Raw genomic sequence first — 18,223 nt, 5'->3', positions numbered from 1 at the left:
GGCGGTGTCCTCACTTATGACACGTCGGAATCTGTGTCACATCAGTGGACTGCAGCGGAACGCCGCTGTCAATCCCGGGAGTCAGACGTTGGCGGTGTCGGCGCGGTCGGGGACGAAGCGGTAACCGACGTTGCGGACGGTGCCGATGAGGGATTCGTACTCGTTGCCGAGCTTGGCGCGCAGCCGCCGGACGTGGACGTCGACCGTGCGGGTGCCGCCGAAGTAGTCGTAGCCCCAGACCTCCTGCAGCAGCTGGGCGCGGGTGAAGACCCGGCCCGGGTGCTGGGCGAGGTATTTGAGCAGCTCGAACTCCTTGAAGGTGAGGTCGAGCACCCGGCCGCGCAGCCGCGCGGTGTAGGTGGCCTCGTCGATGGACAGGTCGCCGCTGCGGATCTCGTCGGGGACGTCCTCGGTCGCGGCCTGCGAGATGCGGCCGGTCGCCATGCGCAGCCGCGCCTCGACCTCGGCCGGCCCGGCGCTGTCGAGGAGCACGTCGTCGACGCCCCACTCGGCGGTCATCGCGGCCAGCCCGCCCTCGGTGACGATCACGAGGAGCGGGCAGTCGATGCCGGTGGTGCGGATCAACCGGCACAGGCTCTTGGCGTGCACCAGCTCCTTGCGCGCGTCGACGAGGACCGCGTCGGCAGGCGGGGTGTCGATGAGAGCGGACGCCTCCGCGGGAGAGACCCGGACCGTGTGGAGCAGCAACCCCAGCGCCGGGAGCACCTCGGAGGACGGCTCGAGGGCGTTGGTCAGCAGGAGCAGGTTGCTCATTACGGCCTCCTCAAACGCGCAAGGACCCGGAGGCTACGTCGCCCAGGTCCTTAGGTGAGGATATCCCACGGGTTAGTGGCGTCCATTGCGCGTCCAGCACGTGAACAGCGCGTCTCCTGAAACAACCCCGTTAAGGGCGGCGCACAATAGGGTCATATCGATTGTGAGGATGGCATGGCCACAGGAATAGTGCGTTATTGGGCCGCCGCCAAGGAGGCGGCCGGAGTCGCCGAGGAGTCGTTCGATGCGGCGACTCTTGACGATCTCATGACGAAAATCACACAAAATCGCGCTGAACTGGCCAGGGTCGTCCGGCGCTGCTCGTTCCTCGTGGACGGCACCCCGGTGGGCAAACGGCCCCATGACGAGGTGGTTCTCGCCGACGGCGTGACGGTCGAGGTGCTGCCGCCTTTCGCGGGAGGATGAGCGGGCGCGTACGCGACCCGTCAGACACCCGCGAACGGGGGTGAACGCGCGGCAGGCAGGGGAATGAGTGATCCAGCCACCCCCGGTTCGAGGCAGGGAGCCCCATGCGGAAGCTGATCGTTTTCCTGATCGTTCTCGTCGGACTTCTTGTCGTGGTCGACAGGGTCGCCGTGGCGGGGGTGGAGCGCGATCTGGCGAACAGGATCGCCGCGAGCGCCGATCTCGACGGCACTCCCACGGTGACCATCGAGGGCATACCCTTTCTCACCCAGGCGCTCTCCGGCCACTATCCGGAGGTGCGCTTCGATCTCGGCACGCTGACCTACGGCGGCGTGCCGGTGCGCGACCTGCGGGGCGCGGCCTACGACGTGACGGCGCCCCTGGCCGACATCCTGCAGAACCGCCCCGACATCCGCGCCCGGCGCGTGAGCGTCAGCGGCACGCTCACCCGGGAGACGATCGACGGGTTCGCCCCGGACGGCGTGAAGATCGGCGGCAACGGGCAGCGGATGACGGCGTCGGGCGAGCTCACGGTGGGGGGCAACAAGGTGCGGTTCAACGCGGAGATGCGCGTCGAGGTGGCCGACGGCGGCATCAGGGTGCAGGCGGAGCGGATCGAGGGCGTGCCCAGCGAGTTCGCGCGGCTGGTCTCCTACACGATCCCGTTCGGCGGCGACCTGCCCTTCGACGTGCGGATCACCCGGGTCCAGAACGTTCCCCAGGGCCTGAGGTTCACGGCCGAAGCGTCTGACGTGCCGATCCGTGGATGAGATTGAACCGCTTCGCCCCGCCGTACGTGATGGGGACGTGAGCGCAGCGGGCACCGCCGACGAGGAACTCGTGAGGACCCTCTTCGACGAGCACGCCGGGCCGCTCTACGGCTACGTCCTGCGACTGACCGGCGACTCCGGCCGGGCCGAGGACGTCGTCCAGGAGACGCTGTTGCGGGCCTGGCGGCATCCCGACGCCCTGGCCGGCCGGCCGATCCGGGCATGGCTGTTCACGGTGGCCCGTAACCTCGTCGTCGACCAGCATCGCGCCAGGAAGTCCCGGCCGCCCGAGACCGGGGACGAGGCGCTGGCCGTCGTCCCGGCCGAGGACGAGCTGGAGCGGGCCGTCGAGTCGTGGGCGGTGGCCGAGGCACTGGCCGCCCTGCGGCCTGAGCACCGCGACGTGCTGCTGGAGGTCTACTACCGGGGGCGATCGGTGAAGGAGGCGTCGGCGACGCTCGGCATTCCGCCGGGAACGGTCAAGTCGCGCACCTACTACGCGCTGCGCGCGCTCAAACTGGCGCTCGAGGAACGGGGGCTGGCGCCATGATGACGTGTGAGGAGGTCAGGATCGCGCTGGGCGCGCACGCGCTGGGCGCGCTCGACCCGGACGAGGCGGAGGAGATCGACCTCCACCTGGCCACCTGCGAGGCGTGCGGCGCCGAGCTGCTCGACCTCGAAGGCGTGGCAGGGTTCCTCGGCAAGGTGTCGGAGCGCGACGTCGAGCTGGTGGCCAGGCCGCCGCGGCGGGTGCTGGAGCGGCTGCTGAGCGACCGCGCCAGGCGCACCCGGCGGGGCCGCGTGCTGCTGGCCGCGGCGGCCTCGGCGGCCGTCCTGGTGGTGGGCGGCACGGTGTGGACGGCCGTCCACACCTCGCAGCAGGCCGGCACCACGGCGGCGGCCCCGGCGATGGCCGACTCCGCGCGGCCCGAGTCGGCCGCGGACGCGCAGCGGTACCAGACGGGGAATGACGCCGCGGAGTCGGCGAGCAAGGCCGTGCCGACCGTCCCCACTGAGGCGTCCCGGAGCCCCGAGAGGTCGGCGAGCGCCGCGCCGCGCGTGGACGCCCAGCCTGACCAGGAGTTGCGGGCGGTCGCCGGTCAGGCGTTCCAAGGCACGAACGACGCCAGGGGCTACACCGCCACGGTGACGGCCTTCCCCGCGTCGGCCGGCACGGAGGTGAGCGTCGAGGTCGCCGGCATGCCGTCCGGCACGAGCTGCAACCTCGTCGTCGTCGGCCGCGACGGCACGCGCGACACCACCGACAGCTGGGTCATCGACCCCGCGCGGTACCCGGACAAAGCCGTCTACCGGCTGGAGACGACCCTCGGCATGCGGGACATCGACAGGTTCGAGATCGTGGACAGTGCGGGCGCCCTGCTCGTCGAAGTCCCGGTGCGGAAGTAATCGTGCGTCCGCGCGGTTGCAACCGACGATGACGGGTTTGTGGGTGGCGCTGGCGACGCTGGCGCTCGCGACGACGATCGGGGTGATCCGCCTGCGCCGCGACGGACGCGTACGCGACGGTGACGGTGACCGGCTGTCGGCCGCCGACCTCGGCTCAGGGCTGGGGGAGCGGGCGACGCTGGTGCAGTTCTCGACCGCCTTCTGCCAGCCGTGCCGGGCGACCCGGCGCGTGCTGGCCGACGTGAGCGCCCTCGTGCCGGGCGTGGCCCACGTCGAGATCGACGCCGAGTCCCGGCTCGACCTCGTGCGCCGGCTCGGCATCATGCGCACGCCGACCGTCCTCGTCCTCGACCCCGCCGGGGCCGTGGTGAAGAAGGCCGCGGGCCAGCCGCGCAAGGCCGATGTCCTGGTGGCCCTGGCCGCCGCGATGCCGGAGGAACGATGACCGCCTCGCCCGCTTCATCTCATCAACCGGACGAGATGTGACAGAAGACGAGACGCCGAGTAATGTCGTGCCCGTGGACCCATCGACAGAGCTGCTGACGAAGCGGCGCGCGGTTGATTTCTGCCGCGTCGCCACGGCACTCTGTCGCGCTGCCTGAGGACGATCTTGCGGACATCCGTTCCGCTCCCGTCGAGCCTTCAGGAGCATCCGCGATGCGTGCCGACCCCAGAGCGCTGCGCTTCGGCGCGGCCATTACGTCCCTGATCCTCGCCGCCACGCTGGTGACGGGGAGCGTCTGGCTGCTCGCCTTCCAGGCGGTGGCCTTCGCGCTCGGAGTCGTATGGCGATCGCCGTACACGATGCTCTTCAAGGCATTTGTCAGGAGCGCCCCGAAACACACCGAGGACGCCCGTCCGCCCCGCTTCGCTCAGGGGGTGGGGCTGGTCTTCGCGGTCGCGGGCCTGGCCGGATACCTCGCCGGGATCACGCCGCTGGCCCTCGCGGCCACGGCCGCGGCTCTCCTCGCCGCCTTCCTCAACGCAGCCTTCGGATTCTGCCTCGGCTGCGAGACGTACCTGCTTATTCGCCGACTACTACCCGCTGCCACAACGGAGGTTTCCCAATGAGCCGCTCTGCCGCCCTGGTGGACGCCGAATGGGTCGAGGCCAACCTCGACAACCCGAAAGTCGTGCTCGTCGAGGTCGACGAGGACGTCAGCGCCTATGACAAGGGCCACATCCGTGGTGCCGTGAAGGTCGACTGGAGGACGGACCTCCAGGACCCGGTCCGCCGCGACTTCGTCGACAAGACCGGCTTCGAGGCCCTGCTCTCCGACCGGGGCATCGCCAACGACGACACCGTGGTGCTCTACGGCGGCAACAACAACTGGTTCGCCGCCTACGCCTACTGGTACTTCAAGCTCTACGGCCACGAGGACGTCAAGCTGCTCGACGGCGGGCGCAAGAAGTGGGAGCTCGACTCCCGCGAGCTGGTGCGCGACGTGCCCCAGCGCGCCAAGACGCAGTACGTCGCCAAGGAGCAGGACTCCGCCATCCGCGCCTTCCGCGACGACGTGGTCTCCGCGATCGGCAAGCTCAACCTGGTCGACGTGCGCTCGCCCGACGAGTTCACCGGCAAGCTGCTGGCCCCCGCCCACCTCCCGCAGGAGCAGGCCCAGCGCGGCGGCCACGTGCCGACGGCCCGCAACATCCCGTGGTCGAAGGCGGCCAACGACGACGGCACGTTCAAGTCCGACGACGACCTGCGCACCCTCTACCAGGAGGCCGGCGTCGACTTCGGCAAGGACACCATCGCCTACTGCCGCATCGGCGAGCGCTCGGCGCACACCTGGTTCGTCCTGCACGAGCTGCTCGGCCAGGACAACGTGAAGAACTACGACGGTTCGTGGACCGAATACGGCTCGCTCGTGGGCGTGCCGATCGAGCTCGGGGAGGCCCGATGACGATGGACGGATGCGGCGCGCCGGAGCAGACCGTGGCGCTGCCCGCCGGTATCGACCTGTCCAACCAGGCGGTCATCCAGGGCGTGGTGACCGGCGGCGCCGGCCCCGCCTACGCGCGGCTGCTCGACCACTCCGGTGAGTTCACCGGCGAGGTCGTGGTGTCCGACGAGGGCGTCTTCCGCTTCTTCGCGGCGCCCGGCGACTGGACCGTCCGCATCATCGCGGGCGGCGGTGTGAGCCGCGACGTCAAGGTCGAGGCCAAGCTCGGCGAGGTCGCCCAGCTCGCGGTCGCCGTCTGACGATCGCCCAGCCCGCAGAGGCCCGTGTCCTTCCCGGACGCGGGCCTCACTGCTTGGCCGGGTAACGCATCAGGAGCGTGGCGCGTACGGCGTCGGGGCCGTGCGCGCGGTAGCCGTGCGGCACGTCGGAGCGCCACGAGATGTGCTCGCCGGGGCCGGCCGTGAGCGGCTCGCCGAGCGGGCCCGCGCTGAGGGTGCCGGTGAAGACGGTGACGTGCTCGCTGACGCCCGCGTGGTGCGCGGGCGAGGTCTGGGTGGCGCCGGGCCTGATGCGTACGCGGTAGAGCTCGTAGGTGACGTGGTCGTCCTCGAACACCTCGAGCAGCTCCGACTCCATCGCGGTGCCGCGCATGGTCTGCGGCTCGGGCGGCGCGTCCAGCAGCGCCCCGATCGGCACCCCGAGCTGGGCGGTGATCGCCCACAGCGTCTCCAGCGTCGCGTGACAGGCGCCGCTCTCCAGCCCCGACAGTGCGTCCTTGCCGATGCCGGCGCGCCTGGCCAGCTCGGAGAGCGAGACGCCGCGCGCCTGGCGCAGCCGCCGGAGGCGGTCTCCGACCATCCGCGGATCGGCGTCGATTGCGGGCTGCGACTTCATATCGTCATAGTGACGCGATCCGCCCCGCCGGGGAACCGGCGACGATCGCTTTGTCACCGCCCGGCGAGAGGGCATTCCTCTGCTCCGGGTGCGCCAGAAGTGACAGACCGCTACGATTCCACAGATGTCCGGTTCGACAGGTGTGATGGCACCCCCAGAACCTGGGCCTACGCCGGCTCAGCGGCTGCCGTCGCCGTACTCACTGCCCCTCCACGCGTTGCGGCTGGCGGGCAGGTGCGCCCTGCCGTTGATCCTCTGGTTCGCCGCCGGGGAGCTCGTCCGCTTCGTGCTGCTCTACGGCGCCACCGAGGTCGCCTACGGCGACCATCGCCAGGTGCGGCTGGTGGCGGTCATGACGCTGCTGACGCTCATCGTGCTGGCCGCGATGACGGTCGTCACCGGCATGCTGCACAGCCTGCGCGGCGCCCTGTGGGAGATGCGCGCGCGGGCCGGCGAGGGCGTCGCGGAAGAGCCCTTCTTCCGTACGCTCGACCGGGTGGCCCCGGCCTTCGCCGTGCTCTACCTGGCGTGGGGCTTCCAGGTCGAGGATGCCCGCGACGTCTTCCAGATGGACCTGTTCCATCACTTCTTCGACCTGACGGACGCCGCCTGGTTCGGCGAGGAGAGCGTCGTCGGCCGGGGGCTCGTGGACCTCGACTGGCGGGTCTCGCTGGGCACCATGGTCGTGATGTTCGGGCTGAAGACGCTCTTCGCGAAGTTCGTCCAGAAGGGCAAGGGCAGCTTCTACGGCTTCCTCGCCGCCTTCTCCGAGTTCGCGTTCGTCTTCTACGGTCTGAACGCCACCGTCGCCTTCGCCGACGCCCGTGCGGAGTGGGTCGAGCACCGCAGGGTCGTCGCCGGGGCCGAGGGCGCCCTGGCCGAGGCGCAGAAGAGCGTGCCCGGCTGGGAGGCCGTCACCGGGTGGCTCGGCGAGTACTGGCCGCTGTTCCTCGACGCCGTCGCGGTCCCCTTGGCCTGGCTGGCCGTGGCGATGCTGGTCTTCGGCGCGTTCTCCGACGAGACCCGCGCCCTGGTCAAGGGCACCCGGCTGGAGAAGGGCGTGGACCGCCTCGAATCCAGCCACGACCTCACGCGGCGCTCGTTCGACGAGCTCACCGGCGGGTTCCGCGACCGCTGGGTGCCGCTGTTCAACGCGCTGCGGACGGTCGTCAGGGGTGGCGCGCCGCTGTTCGGGATGATGTGCCTGTGCTTCGTGGGCCTCAGCGTGGCCCTCGCGCACGCCGACCGCGGGATGCGGCTGCTCGTCGGCGCGCGCGACGAGTGGGTGTGGGTCTACCAGGGGCCGGCGCTGACGTTCGTCTGCCAACTGGTGCTGAACGTGCTCACGATGGCGCTGCTCGCGGCCACGTACGACATCGCCGCCACCAGGTCGCGGCTGCGGGGCGAGCCGCTCAGCGACGCCTGAACCGCAGCACGTCGACGTCCTCCTCCAGCTTGGCCACGCCTTCCCTGCTGAACAGGTCCTCCGTCGGGGTGTCGGAGCGATAGTTGCTCGGCCGGAACGTCAGCTCCACCTCGTCCTTCACCGGGGTCGGCACCACGGCCAGGCCCTGGATCCGGTACGGCCGGCCGACGACGAGCCGGTCGGTCGGGGTGTCGCCGACCTCCTGGGTCTCCACCGTCCACGTACGGCCCGCGCGGTCCTCCAGCCGGACATCGTTGGGGCCGGCGGTCTTGGTGGCGCTGCCCTCGTCGACGACCTTCTTCGTGATGTCCACCGTGAGCCAGGTGACCCCGGGGCGGGGCTTGCTGCCCTCGGGCGGATCGGTGGGGGTGACCTTGGCCGTCCACTCGATGCCCCTGACCCGGCCGGCCTGGCCGGCGGCGACGACCGTCTCCTTGGTCGCCTTCGTGGTCATCTTGTCGTAGAAGAGGTAGCCGTCGTACGTCTGCGCGGCGGTGGTCAGCAGCGACACGACGACAGCCCCGACGGCGACCAGCGCCGTACGCCGCTTCCCGGGCCGCGGCCGCTCCCCGGCAGGCTGGGGAGCTTCCACCACGTGCTCCTGCGTACCCGGCCGGCCGCCGGGCGGCAGCGCCCCCGAAGCGTGGACGGCGCCGGGCGGGGTGGCCGGCGGGGCTCCGGCGCCGGGTGCCACGGGCAGCGGGCCGCCGACGCCGGGCGGGGCGGGCTGCGGGCCTGCGGCACCGGGCGGGGCAGGCTGAGGCCCTGCGGCGGCGGGCCGTGGGCCGGGGGCGGGCGGGCCGCCGGCGGAGTGGCGGCCGCTGGGGGTGGTGGGCAGCATGCCCGCGGAAGGGTTGACGGCGGGCATGGGCTGGGTCTCGCCGCCGGCCGGCTCGCGCGGGGCGGGCGGCCAGACCTGCTGGTCGGGCCGGTTGTGCTGGGGCCGCGTCAACGGGATGTCCCGGCGCCGGGGCATCGGCTGCCCCCGGAAAGCCTGCCGCTGTTCGTGAGCCACCCGCCACTGCTCGTGCGTCATCGGCCGGCCGGGACCCTCAGGGCCGTCAGGGGGCTCGGGCGTCATGGGCCGCCCGGCGTGCTCCGGCGGCCTGGACCCGACGGGCCCGCGGGTCTCTGGTGGCATGGGCTGCCCGGCGTGCTCCGGCGGGTTGGGGCCGCTGGGGTGCTGCGGTGGCCGGGAGGCGTGGCGGGGGGAGGCGCCGAGGCCAGGGGGCGGGGTCGGGCTCGGGGGCGGCGGCGGGTAGTCCTCGGGACGCCGCTCGTGCTTCGGCGCGAACCAGTCACGCTCCTCGTTCGGGCTCATCGTGCGCTCACTTCTTCACCGAGTAGACGTCCTGCGCCGAGGCGGCCAGCTTGCGCGCGCCCTCCTCGTCGAGCCCGAGGTCGATCTCCGCCTCGGGCTGGTTCGGCTCCACCACGAGCGACGGCGGCAGCCCGATCACCACGCTCGCGCCCGGCAGCGCCGACGCCGGCACCTCGAACACGAACCGCCCGCTGACCCAGATGTCCGGCTGCACCCAGGTGTTGGGCAGTGTGACGGCGTTGTCCACCCGGTCGGTGGCGTCGAACTTCTTGCCGTCGGCCGTCAGCAGCACCGCCTGCGCCAGCTTGTACGGCTTGCGGCTCGACGTGGCCGAGGCGTTGACGACGAGGAAGAGGTGGTCCGTCCCGATGGTCGTGGAGTAGTTCTCGATCGACTTGGCGGCCACGACCGAGTCCACCCGCACGGTGAAGCGCCGGGCGTCCACGTCTTCGCCCTTGTCCCCGGTGTAGGTCAGCGGCAGGCTCAGCTCGCTCGCGTTCAGGTGCATGGTCTGCAGCCCCATCGCGCCTGCGACCAGCAGCAGCCCGGCGGCGAGGCCGAGCACCCGCGACTCGCCGGCCCGGCGCCGTCCCGACCCCCTGCCGCGCCGTTCGGGGACGGCCGCGGGGCGCTGCTCGGTGGTGGTCACGCGGCACCTCCCTTCTTGACCGGCAGCGTCACGCGCGCCTTGACCTCGGGCAGGTAGGAGTCGCCCGCCTCGGTGGCGATCATCTTCCAGCGCGGCAGCTCGTTGTTGAAGTCGGGTGCGAACTCGAAGGAGGCCATTTCGAACGAGATCTTCTCCGGCGGCCGCCGGCCCTCCTGCAGCCGGTAGCGCACGATCACCTGGCTGGTCACTCCCGGGTGGAGCTGCTGGGTGTCGCCGCCCTTGGCCCGTACGAACGTGAAGGGCCCCGCCTCCTTGCCGAAGGCCGGGTTGATCCTGAGCAGGGAACTGGCGAAGTTGTCCGACAGGTACGCCTGTTCCGGCTGCTGCGCGGGGATGCCGACCGATCGGGTCTCGTCGCCCTTGTTGGTGACGTCGAAGACCAGCTCCACGAAGTGCTTGTCCTCGTCGAACCGGGTCGCCGCCCGCTCGACCGTCGCTCGTGACTCGACGAGCCTGGTGGAGTACAGCCCTTGGTCGAGCACCGCGCCCTGGCCCAGCGGCTCCGGCTCCTCGGGAGCCTCGTTCAGACCGCCGAGGAGGGCGGTGACGCCGAAGGCCGTGAACGCCACGAGGGCGACTGCGGGCACCGCTACCGGGCGTCTGCGCTTTTCAGGGCTCTCGCCGGACGGTTCCGTCATGGGTAAGGATGGTAATAGGTAACGCTTATCCCATCTGCCGCATTGCTCCCATCGGAATGGTCGAATTGCCGAGAACCCTGCCGCTACCGGGGTAGTAACTCATACGCTGTCACGGAGCGGAATGGGTCTGACCCCTACCACTAATGACATATCGGCAGCCGGAGGGTCACGTGACGGACGTGCATCCCGAGCATGCCCAGCTCCAGGCGGACCGGATCTACCTGGGCTGGCAGTACATCCTGCTGCACCCCGACCCGGGCCCGCCACCGAAACGCCCCTCGCCCGCCGAGGAGCCGCCGCCGGAGCCCGACGCCGCCGAGCTGGAGCTGCTGCGCCGCGAACGCCTCCAGGAGGACATGCTCAACCGGCCCGTCCGCCTGGTCCGCCTGGCCATGCTCGTCCTGGCCGTGCTGATCCTGGCGGTGGCGCTGGCCGGCTACCTCGGCTGGCAGTTCGCCGCGGTCGCGCTGGTCGCCGCCGGCGGCGTCGCGGGGATCTGCAGCTACGCCCTGCTCCAGGGCGACCGGGCCGTCCGCTACAGAGTCCAGGAGCAACAGGCCAGGGACGAGCGCCAGCGCCGGGAACGTGACAAGGAGCTGTTCCGCGCCCAGGAGGAGCACGCCAGGCGCTACCGGGAGTGGCAGGAGGCCAAGGACCGCCACGACAGGCAGCTCACCTGGTACGCCGTGGCGGTCCCCGACGAGATCGACCGCGTCGACGTCGCGGGCGGCACGCTGCCCGGCTGGTCGGCGCTCGTCACCCTGATCGGCGCGACCCGCCTCTACAGCGGCGGCCACCTCACCGTGCTCGACCTGTCGGAGGGCGCGATCGCCAAGGACCTCATCGAGCTGGCCCGCAAGGGCGGCGACGACCCGCTGGTCTGGGTGTTACCCGTCGACCTGCCCAAGCTCGACCTCGGCGCCACGCTGAAGCCCGAGGCGTTCGCCGACGTGCTCGCCCACGTGGTCAGCGTCAGCGAGGAGCACCGCACCACCCGCGACCTCAGCTTCGACAACGCCATCCTGGAACGGGTGCTGGAGGTGCTCGGCGAGAACGCCACGATCAGGCAGGTGACCGCCGCCCTGCGGGCCCTGGCCCAGGTCGGCGACCCCCGCGACGACCTGCGGTACGGCCTGATCACGGCGACCCAGCTGGAGCGCATCGGCACGCTCTTCGGCCGCGGCGTCAGCGACCGGGTGGTGATCGAGCGCGCCTGGGCGCTGGAGTCGCAGCTGCGCAAGCTGGAGACCCTGGGCACCCAGGCCGTACGGCTGCCGCCCGCCCGGCTGCGCGTGGTGAGCATGGACCGCCAGGCCGGGGTGTTCGGCAACCGGGTGCTCGGCACGTACGTCGCCACCGCGCTGACCCACATCCTGCGCCAGTCGCCCGCCTCCGACCGGCCCTGGTACCACACGATCATCGTGGCGGGCGCCGACAAGCTCAGGGGCGACGTGCTCGACCGGCTGATGGACGCCTGCGAGACCTCGCGTACGGGGCTCGTGCTGACGTACCGGTCGCTGACCCCCACGGTGCGCGAGCGGCTCGGCAGGGGGCACGCGGCGGTGGCGTTCATGCGGCTCGGCAACGCCGAGGACGCCCGGGTCGCCAGCGAGCACGTCGGCACCGAGCACCGGCTGGAGCTGGCCCAGCTCACCGAGACGATCAGTGAGTCGCTGCCGGGCCTCGACGGCGGCTACACCTCCACGATCGCCCAGGTCGAGGACGGCACGGAGGACCGCGACGGCGACCACGCCGACCTGGCCGGCGACATCACCGAATCCACCGAGTGGGGCAGGACGGCCGACAAGATCTCGGAGAAGGAGCGGGTGCTGCAGCGCTCGCGCGAGTTCCTCGTCGAGCCGCACCAGCTCCAGCAGCTGCCCACGACGTCGGTGATCGTCACCGACGCCACCGCCCAGGGCCGGCGCGTCCGCCTCGCCGACGCGAACCCGGCCATCCTGACCTTCCCCAAGACCACCCTCGGCGAGCTGGAGGACGTCCGCGAGGCCGTGCTGGCGCTCGACCCCGGCGCCGACGACGGCGACGCGGACCCGCCCGCGAACCTCGGACCGCCGCCGCCACGCCTGGACTGGCGCAAGGGCAGGCAATGACATGGTCAATGTCAAGGTGACGAGCTGACGGTTGGCGGAATTTACTAAAGAACCGTCTGTGGGGGATAGAAATGCAGCTGAGCGGGCCCTGGTATCGGATCCAGTCGATCGCAGCACCCTCGCGAAGCTCGTCGGCGGAGTGGGATTTCGTCACCGTGCTTCCCGCAGTGCTGTCGGCGGCGCAGCGCGACCGGCCCTTCGTGATCGGGTGGTTGTCGCGCGGGTCCGGCGCGCCGCTCGAACTCATCACCAACGCGGGGCCGCTGTCGCCGCCCCGCCAGCCGCGCCGGGCGACCGACCTGCCCGGCCTGCCGAGCGGGCCGCAGCCGCTGCTGTTCCCCGGCGGGGCGCGCGGCGTGCAGCTCACCGAGGAGTACCTCGCCGACCTGGCCGACCTGGTGTGGACGCCGTGCCCCGGCCGGCAGGCGCCGCCGCTCGGCGGGCGGGGCCGCGAGTACTCCGAACACGACCCCGACGAGCTGAAGCGGCCCACGCTCTTCGAGTCGACGCTGATGACGCTGATGTCGCGGCCGTTCGGGTGGCTCGTCGTGGCCGAGCCGACCGACCTGCTGGACGCCGAGGTCGCTCATCTGCGTACGCAGCTCAACGTGCTGCGCCAGTACGGCGACGCCTCCGAGCGCTCGCGCTTCGACGCCGAGCGGGCCGAGCGCCGTATGCAGGAGCTGGACGCCTTCCGCGAGGCCGGCCTGTGGAACGTCCGCGTGCTGGCGGGCGGCGCCACCGCCGACGAGCTGCGGCAGATCGCGCCCGTGCTGGTCGGGTCCGTCGAGATGAGCCACCACCCGTACCGGCTGCGCAGCTCGCACGGCGCCGTCTACGCGCTGTCGGAGGCCCTGGCCATCACCATGCAGGACCCGGCCGACGGCGCCGCCGCGCCCTTCGCCGCCACCGCGGGGGCGCTGGCCGCGCTGGCCGGGCTGCCCCGGCGGGAGGTGCCGGGCGTGCGGGTGCTGGAGTCGGGCTTCTTCGACGTGACGTCCGAGGCCGACGGGGGCGAGCTGGAGCTCGGCGAGATCCTCGACGGGCAGGACCGCGGCGTCGGCTCGTTCCGGGTGCCGCTGGCCACGCTCAACCGGCACGCGTTCATCACCGGCGCGACCGGCTCCGGCAAGTCGCAGACCGTCCGGCACCTGCTGGAGCAGCTCAGCGGCGCGCGCATCCCGTGGCTCGCCATCGAGCCGGCCAAGTCCGAGTACGCCGCCATGGCCGGCCGCATCGACGGGCCGGTCACCGTGATCAACCCGTCGGCGCCCGACGGCGTGCCGTTCAGCGTCAACCCGCTCGAACCCGAGCCCGGTTACCCCGTCCAGGCCCACATCGACATGGTCAGGGCGTTGTTCATGGCGGCGTTCGACGCCGAGGAGCCTTTCCCGCAGATCATGTCGCTGGCCCTGCAGCGCGTCTACGAGGCCACCGGCTGGGACGTCGTGACCGGCGGCGCGGTGCCCGGCTCGAACGTCCCGCCCAGCGTCCCCACCCTGGAACAGCTCCAGCAGCACGCCATGGACGTCATCAAGGAGATCGGCTACGGCCGCGAGGTCCAGGCCGACGTCGAGGGCTTCATCTCGCTGCGGCTGCGCTCGCTGCGCGTCGGCTCGGCCGGGCGCTTCTTCGAGGGCGGCCACCCCGCCGACATCGGCGGCCTGCTCGAACGCGACGTCGTCCTCGCCATCGAGGACGTCGCCAACGACGAGGACAAGGCGTTCCTCATGGGCACGCTGATCATCCGCATCGTCGAGCACCTGCGCATGCGGGCCAGGAAGGAGAAGTCGCCCGGCCTGCGCCACGTCATCGTGATCGAGGAGGCCCACCGGCTGCTGCGCGACCGCGGCCAGGGGCGGGCCTCCACGCACGCCGTCGAGCTCCTCGCGGGGCTGCTCGCCGAGGTCAGGGCGTACGGCGAGGGCATCGTGGTGGCCGAGCAGATCCCGACGAAGCTCGTCTCCGACGTGGTCAAGAACACCGCGCTGAAGGTCGTGCACCGGCTGCCCGCCGAGGACGACAGGAAGCTCGTCGGCGCCGCCATGAACCTCAGCGACGAGCAGTCCCGGCACGTCGTGTCGTTGCAGCCCGGCTCGGCCGCCGTGTTCGCCGACGGCATGGACCGGCCGCTGCGGGTCCGCGTGCCGCTGGGCGAGTCTCGGGAGAAGGCGGTGCCGGGTCCGCCGCCGCCCATCCGGGGCCGCCGCTCGGCCGCCTGCGGCACCCAGTGCCGCAACGGCCTGGCCTGCACGCTGATGGAGCTGCGCGAGGCCGACGTGCTCGCCGACGCGCCCGACTGGGCATGGCTGCGCATCTGGTGCGACACGGTCGTGCTCGCCTTCGTCACCAACCGGCCGCTGCCGGGCGTTCCGCGCGCCCTGTCGGCCGCCTGGGGCGACCTTCCGGTACGCCGCCGCGAATGCCTGCTCGCCACCCTGATCGAGCGTTCGGTGCAGCGGCGCGCCTGGGCGCTGCGGAGCTGGTTCGACCCGGCGCTGCTGACGGAGAAGGCCGCCGAGACCGCGGGCCGCCTGCTCGGCGGCCTCGACAACGGCGGCGAACGGCCGGGCGCGTCGTGGGTCATCCCGCAGGTTCGCTGGCTGCACGAGGTCGACCGCCTCTTCCCGTACGGTCACCCCGCCCCGAACCTGCGCAGCCCCGCCCCGCCCATGGAGTACGCCCTGTTCCGCGCGCAGAACGGCAGCGGCGACCTCTCCCACGCCGAGCTGCTCGGCCACCGGGCCAAGGCGCTGCGGCACCACCCGCTGTCCATGGAGGTGGACCACAACCGGGCGCTGGCCTGGCGGGTGATCCTCGGCGACGACGAGCACGAGAGCGTGCACCGGGACATCACGACCGTGGCCATCGGCGTCGAGTCATCGGCCAGGATCCGGCACGTGGGGCAGACGATGGGAGCGGGCTGGCTGGAGGGGGTGCTGGCGTGGCCGCGCCGGTTCGTGCTGCCGTTCGACCACGGAGGCGCGCCGGAGCTCACCTTCACCGAACTCCCCGCCCCGACCCCCGTCCCGATGTCCTGACTCGGCGGTCGTCACGGCGGCTGGTTTTCGTGTGCGTCTCCCAGACTACGGGGCACTTCCGACTAGGATCCATGCACATGACCCAGCTTCCTCTGCGGGCACAGCTCGCCAGCGCCCTGGGCCGCAGTGCCGCCACACTGTCCCGGATGACCGGGCGCGGTGACGGCTCGGTGATCGGCGGGCGGGTCGGCCTGCTGCTCGAGCCCGATCTCCTGCGCAAGCTGGCACGCGACCGCAAGCTGTCCCTGGTCAGCGCGACCAACGGCAAGACCACCACGACGAGGCTGATCACCTCGGCGCTCCTGGAGCTCGGCGAGGTGGCCACCAACGCCTTCGGCGCCAACATGCCGGCCGGCCACGTCTCCGCCCTGTCCCAGCACAAGGGCGCCCCTTACGGGGTGCTGGAGGTCGACGAGAAATATCTGCCCGAGGTGCTCGACACCACCGGCGCGGGCGTCGTGTGCCTGATGAACCTCAGCCGCGACCAGATGGACCGCGCCGGTGAGATCTGGCTGCTCGCCCAGAAGTGGCGCAGGGCGCTGTCGGGCAAGCCCACCCACGTCATCGCCAACTGCGACGACCCGCTCGTCACCTGGGGCGCCTCCACGGCCGCCAAGGTCACCTGGGTGGCCGGCGGCCAGCGGTGGAAGGAAGACTCCTGGTGCTGCCCCGAGTGCGGCGGCCCGCTCGACCGCAAGGACGCCGACTGGGCGTGCCGCGAGTGCACCTTCCACCGGCCGGAGCCGCAGTGGGCGCTCGACGACGACGTGGCCGTCGACCCGCGCGGGCAGCGGTGGTTGCTCGACATCCAGCTTCCCGGCCTGGCCAACCGCTCCAACGCGGTGATGGCGCTGGCGGTGGCCGAGGCGTTCGGGCTGCCGGTCGACCGGGCGCTGCCCCGGCTGCGCGAGGTCCGCTCGGTCGCCGGCCGCTACACCACCGTCGAGCGCGACGGCAGGAACGCCCGGCTGCTGCTGGCGAAGAACCCGGCCGGCTGGCTGGAGGCGTTCGACGTGGCCGATCCGCAGCTGCCGATCATCCTGTCGGTCAACGCCCAGGGCCCCGACGGCCGCGACACCTCGTGGCTGTGGGACGTCGACTACCGCATCCTGCGCGGGCGTCCCGTCTTCGTCACCGGCGAACGCCGCCTCGACCTGGCGCTGCGGCTCGACGTGGCCGACGTGCCGTTCACGCTGTGCGACACGTTCTCGGAGGCGCTGGCCATGCAGCCGCCCGGCCGGGTCGACGTGATCGCCAACTACACCGCCTTCCAGCAGATCCGATCGGAGTTCGGACGTGCCGTCTGACAGCGCCCTCAGCATCGTCTGGATCTACCCCGACCTGCTGAGCACGTACGGGGACCAGGGCAACGTGCTCGTCCTGGAGCAGCGTGCGCGCCGCCGGGGCATCGAGACGGAGACGATCCACGTACGCTCGGCCGACCCCGTTCCCGAGACGGGCGACATCTACCTGATCGGCGGCGGCGAGGACCGCCCGCAGATCCTCGCGGCCGAGCGCCTGCGCCGCGACGGCGGCCTGCACCGCGCGATCGCGCGCGGGGCTGCGCTGCTCGCGGTGTGCGCCGGCTACCAGATCATGGGCAGCACGTTCGGCGGCGAGGAGGGCCAGCCGGTCGGCGGCATCGGCCTGCTCGACATCTCCAGCTCGCGCGGCCCCGCCAGGGCCGTGGGCGAGCTGGTCGCCGAGGTCGACGCCGCACTCGGCCTGCCCACGCTGACCGGCTTCGAGAACCACATGGGCGTCACCCACCTCGGGCCCGGCGTCCGGCCGCTGTCGAAGACGGTCAAGGGCGTCGGCAACGGCGACGGCTTCGAGGGCTGCTACGCGGGCCACGTCGTCGGCACCTACCTCCACGGCCCCGCCCTGGCCCGCAACCCGGCGCTGGCCGACCTCCTGCTGTCGTGGCGGGCCGGGCAGCTGACCCCGCTCGACGACTCCCCCTACGAGGCCCTCCGCCAGGAGCGTCTCAGCGCGGTCCTGCAGCCCTAGAGGTTGTAGCCGCCGGCCACCTCGATGTTCTGCGCGGTGATCCAGCGGCCCTCCTCGGAGACCAGCGCGGCGATCACCATGCCGATGTCGTCCGGCTCGCCCACCCGGCCCAGCGCGGTCTTCGCCGCGAGGGCCGGGATCACCTCGGGGAACCGCTCGAAGGCGTTGTCGGCGAGCCGGGTGCGGGTGGAGCCCGGCGAGACGGCGTTGACGCGGATGCCGCGTGTGCTGAACTCCTTGGCCATGTAGCGGGTCAGCACGATCAGCCCGCCCTTCATCGTCGCGTACGCCGAGTAGCCGGCCTCCAGGCCGGAGGCCATCGCGGAGTTGCTGGACACGTTGACGACGGCGCCGCCGTCGGTCATCAGCGGCAGCAACTTCTGCGTCAGGAAGTAGGGCCCCTTCAGCAGCACCCGCGAGAACCGGTCGAACAGCTCCTCGGTGGTGTCCTCGAACATCGACATCTGCGCGAAGCCGGCGTTGTTGACCAGGAAGTCGAAGGTGTCGCGCTGCCAGAGGCCGCTCAGCGCGTCGATCACCTGCTCGCGGAACGCCGGGAAGCCGCCGGTGTCGCCGAGGTCCAGCGGCAGGGCGGCGGCCGTGCCCCCTTCCTTCTCGATCGCGGCGACGGTCTCCAGGGCCCCCTGCCGGTTGGCGCCGTAGGTGAGGATCACCCCGGCGCCCCGCTTGGCGATCTGGACCGCCGCGCTCTGTCCGATGCCGGAGCTGCCGCCGGTGACGATGGCGACCTTCATGGTGTGCCTCCTGTGGGAGTCATCGAGAACCTGACTCCTTCATGGAAGCAGCCTGACCTGGGGTGACAGTAGA

20 protein-coding genes are annotated in these 18,223 nt (G+C 71.7%); 14 read left to right on the top strand and 6 right to left on the bottom strand.

Annotated features, from left to right (window positions below; all coding sequences use genetic code 11):
- Window positions 1-81: 81 nt before the first annotated feature.
- A complete protein-coding gene (locus tag ACIBP6_RS39080) occupies window positions 82-774 on the bottom strand; it encodes a response regulator transcription factor (protein ID WP_132619907.1) in 693 nt (230 codons plus the stop codon).
- 174 nt (window positions 775-948) lie between these two features.
- Here ACIBP6_RS39080 and ACIBP6_RS39075 point away from each other — a divergent pair, with 174 nt between their 5' ends.
- The 9 genes from ACIBP6_RS39075 to ACIBP6_RS39035 all read left to right on the top strand — a co-directional run bounded on the left by ACIBP6_RS39075 (window position 949) and on the right by ACIBP6_RS39035 (window position 5,583).
- Entirely contained in the window at window positions 949-1,200 is a 252-nt protein-coding gene (locus tag ACIBP6_RS39075) for a MoaD/ThiS family protein (RefSeq protein WP_397059233.1), read from the top strand.
- Window positions 1,201-1,304: 104 nt separating this feature from the next.
- Window positions 1,305-1,970: a DUF2993 domain-containing protein gene (locus tag ACIBP6_RS39070; protein ID WP_397059231.1), complete on the top strand. Its 666-nt coding sequence runs from the start codon at window positions 1,305-1,307 to the stop codon at window positions 1,968-1,970.
- 37 nt (window positions 1,971-2,007) lie between these two features.
- Complete coding sequence (locus ACIBP6_RS39065; RefSeq protein ID WP_111183095.1) at window positions 2,008-2,520, top strand: sigma-70 family RNA polymerase sigma factor; 513 nt, start codon at window positions 2,008-2,010, stop codon at window positions 2,518-2,520.
- Window positions 2,517-3,377: an anti-sigma factor family protein gene (locus tag ACIBP6_RS39060; RefSeq protein ID WP_397059229.1), complete on the top strand. Its 861-nt coding sequence runs from the start codon at window positions 2,517-2,519 to the stop codon at window positions 3,375-3,377. Before ACIBP6_RS39065 ends, ACIBP6_RS39060 begins: the two co-directional genes overlap by 4 nt.
- A 28-nt stretch (window positions 3,378-3,405) precedes the next feature.
- The gene (locus tag ACIBP6_RS39055) at window positions 3,406-3,822 is read left to right on the top strand and encodes a thioredoxin family protein (protein WP_397059227.1); all 417 of its coding nucleotides are present in this window, start codon (window positions 3,406-3,408) and stop codon (window positions 3,820-3,822) included.
- Window positions 3,779-3,979, top strand: a complete 201-nt coding sequence (locus ACIBP6_RS39050) for a putative leader peptide (RefSeq protein WP_397059225.1) — start codon at window positions 3,779-3,781, stop codon at window positions 3,977-3,979. The genes ACIBP6_RS39055 and ACIBP6_RS39050 overlap by 44 nt, the downstream gene beginning before the upstream one ends.
- Before the next feature lie 55 nt (window positions 3,980-4,034).
- Window positions 4,035-4,448: a DUF4395 domain-containing protein gene (locus ACIBP6_RS39045; RefSeq protein WP_132619917.1), complete on the top strand. Its 414-nt coding sequence runs from the start codon at window positions 4,035-4,037 to the stop codon at window positions 4,446-4,448.
- Window positions 4,445-5,284 (top strand): sulfurtransferase, encoded by an 840-nt coding sequence (locus ACIBP6_RS39040; RefSeq protein WP_132619919.1) that lies wholly within the window; start codon window positions 4,445-4,447, stop codon window positions 5,282-5,284. The genes ACIBP6_RS39045 and ACIBP6_RS39040 overlap by 4 nt, the downstream gene beginning before the upstream one ends.
- The gene (locus ACIBP6_RS39035) at window positions 5,281-5,583 is read left to right on the top strand and encodes a DUF1416 domain-containing protein (RefSeq protein ID WP_397059223.1); all 303 of its coding nucleotides are present in this window, start codon (window positions 5,281-5,283) and stop codon (window positions 5,581-5,583) included. Before ACIBP6_RS39040 ends, ACIBP6_RS39035 begins: the two co-directional genes overlap by 4 nt.
- Window positions 5,584-5,629: 46 nt before the next feature.
- Here ACIBP6_RS39035 and ACIBP6_RS39030 read toward each other — a convergent pair whose 3' ends face one another.
- A complete protein-coding gene (locus ACIBP6_RS39030) occupies window positions 5,630-6,178 on the bottom strand; it encodes a helix-turn-helix domain-containing protein (RefSeq protein WP_397059221.1) in 549 nt (182 codons plus the stop codon).
- 124 nt (window positions 6,179-6,302) lie between these two features.
- On the opposite strand from ACIBP6_RS39030, the gene ACIBP6_RS39025 reads away from it, so the two are divergent.
- A complete protein-coding gene (locus tag ACIBP6_RS39025; protein WP_397059219.1) occupies window positions 6,303-7,604 on the top strand; it encodes a hypothetical protein in 1,302 nt (433 codons plus the stop codon).
- On the opposite strand, the gene ACIBP6_RS39020 is transcribed toward ACIBP6_RS39025, so the two are convergent.
- The 3 genes from ACIBP6_RS39020 to ACIBP6_RS39010 are packed head-to-tail and all read right to left on the bottom strand — an operon-like array spanning window position 7,591 to window position 10,233.
- Window positions 7,591-8,925, bottom strand: a complete 1,335-nt coding sequence (locus ACIBP6_RS39020) for a hypothetical protein (protein ID WP_397059218.1) — start codon at window positions 8,923-8,925, stop codon at window positions 7,591-7,593. The two genes, ACIBP6_RS39025 and ACIBP6_RS39020, sit on opposite strands and share 14 nt — an antisense overlap.
- Window positions 8,926-8,932: 7 nt before the next feature.
- Window positions 8,933-9,574, bottom strand: coding sequence for a hypothetical protein (locus ACIBP6_RS39015; protein WP_397059216.1), 642 nt, complete (start codon window positions 9,572-9,574; stop codon window positions 8,933-8,935).
- Window positions 9,571-10,233, bottom strand: a complete 663-nt coding sequence (locus tag ACIBP6_RS39010) for a hypothetical protein (RefSeq protein WP_397059214.1) — start codon at window positions 10,231-10,233, stop codon at window positions 9,571-9,573. The genes ACIBP6_RS39015 and ACIBP6_RS39010 overlap by 4 nt, the downstream gene beginning before the upstream one ends.
- A 170-nt stretch (window positions 10,234-10,403) precedes the next feature.
- Between ACIBP6_RS39010 and ACIBP6_RS39005 the strand changes: the two genes are divergently transcribed.
- From ACIBP6_RS39005 to ACIBP6_RS38990, 4 genes are all read left to right on the top strand, one after another.
- On the top strand, window positions 10,404-12,344 hold the full coding sequence (locus ACIBP6_RS39005; RefSeq protein WP_397059213.1) for a hypothetical protein: 1,941 nt from the start codon (window positions 10,404-10,406) through the stop codon (window positions 12,342-12,344).
- A gap of 155 nt (window positions 12,345-12,499) precedes the next feature.
- Window positions 12,500-15,385, top strand: a complete 2,886-nt coding sequence (locus ACIBP6_RS39000) for an ATP-binding protein (protein ID WP_397059211.1) — start codon at window positions 12,500-12,502, stop codon at window positions 15,383-15,385.
- A 77-nt stretch (window positions 15,386-15,462) separates the two neighbouring features.
- Window positions 15,463-16,692 carry a MurT ligase domain-containing protein gene (locus tag ACIBP6_RS38995; protein WP_397059209.1) on the top strand — a complete coding sequence of 410 codons (1,230 nt, stop codon included), beginning with the start codon at window positions 15,463-15,465 and terminating at the stop codon, window positions 16,690-16,692.
- Window positions 16,682-17,395: a type 1 glutamine amidotransferase gene (locus ACIBP6_RS38990; RefSeq protein ID WP_397059207.1), complete on the top strand. Its 714-nt coding sequence runs from the start codon at window positions 16,682-16,684 to the stop codon at window positions 17,393-17,395. Before ACIBP6_RS38995 ends, ACIBP6_RS38990 begins: the two co-directional genes overlap by 11 nt.
- On the opposite strand, the gene ACIBP6_RS38985 is transcribed toward ACIBP6_RS38990, so the two are convergent.
- Window positions 17,392-18,150: an SDR family NAD(P)-dependent oxidoreductase gene (locus ACIBP6_RS38985; RefSeq protein ID WP_397059205.1), complete on the bottom strand. Its 759-nt coding sequence runs from the start codon at window positions 18,148-18,150 to the stop codon at window positions 17,392-17,394. The genes ACIBP6_RS38990 and ACIBP6_RS38985 overlap by 4 nt on opposite strands.
- Window positions 18,151-18,223 lie beyond the last annotated feature (73 nt).

Source organism: Nonomuraea terrae (genome assembly GCF_044465245.1).
In the GTDB taxonomy this organism is placed as follows: domain Bacteria; phylum Actinomycetota; class Actinomycetes; order Streptosporangiales; family Streptosporangiaceae; genus Nonomuraea; species Nonomuraea terrae.
The sequence above is the reverse complement of the archived record's forward strand: the minus strand, read 5'-3'. Positions and strand labels throughout refer to the sequence as shown.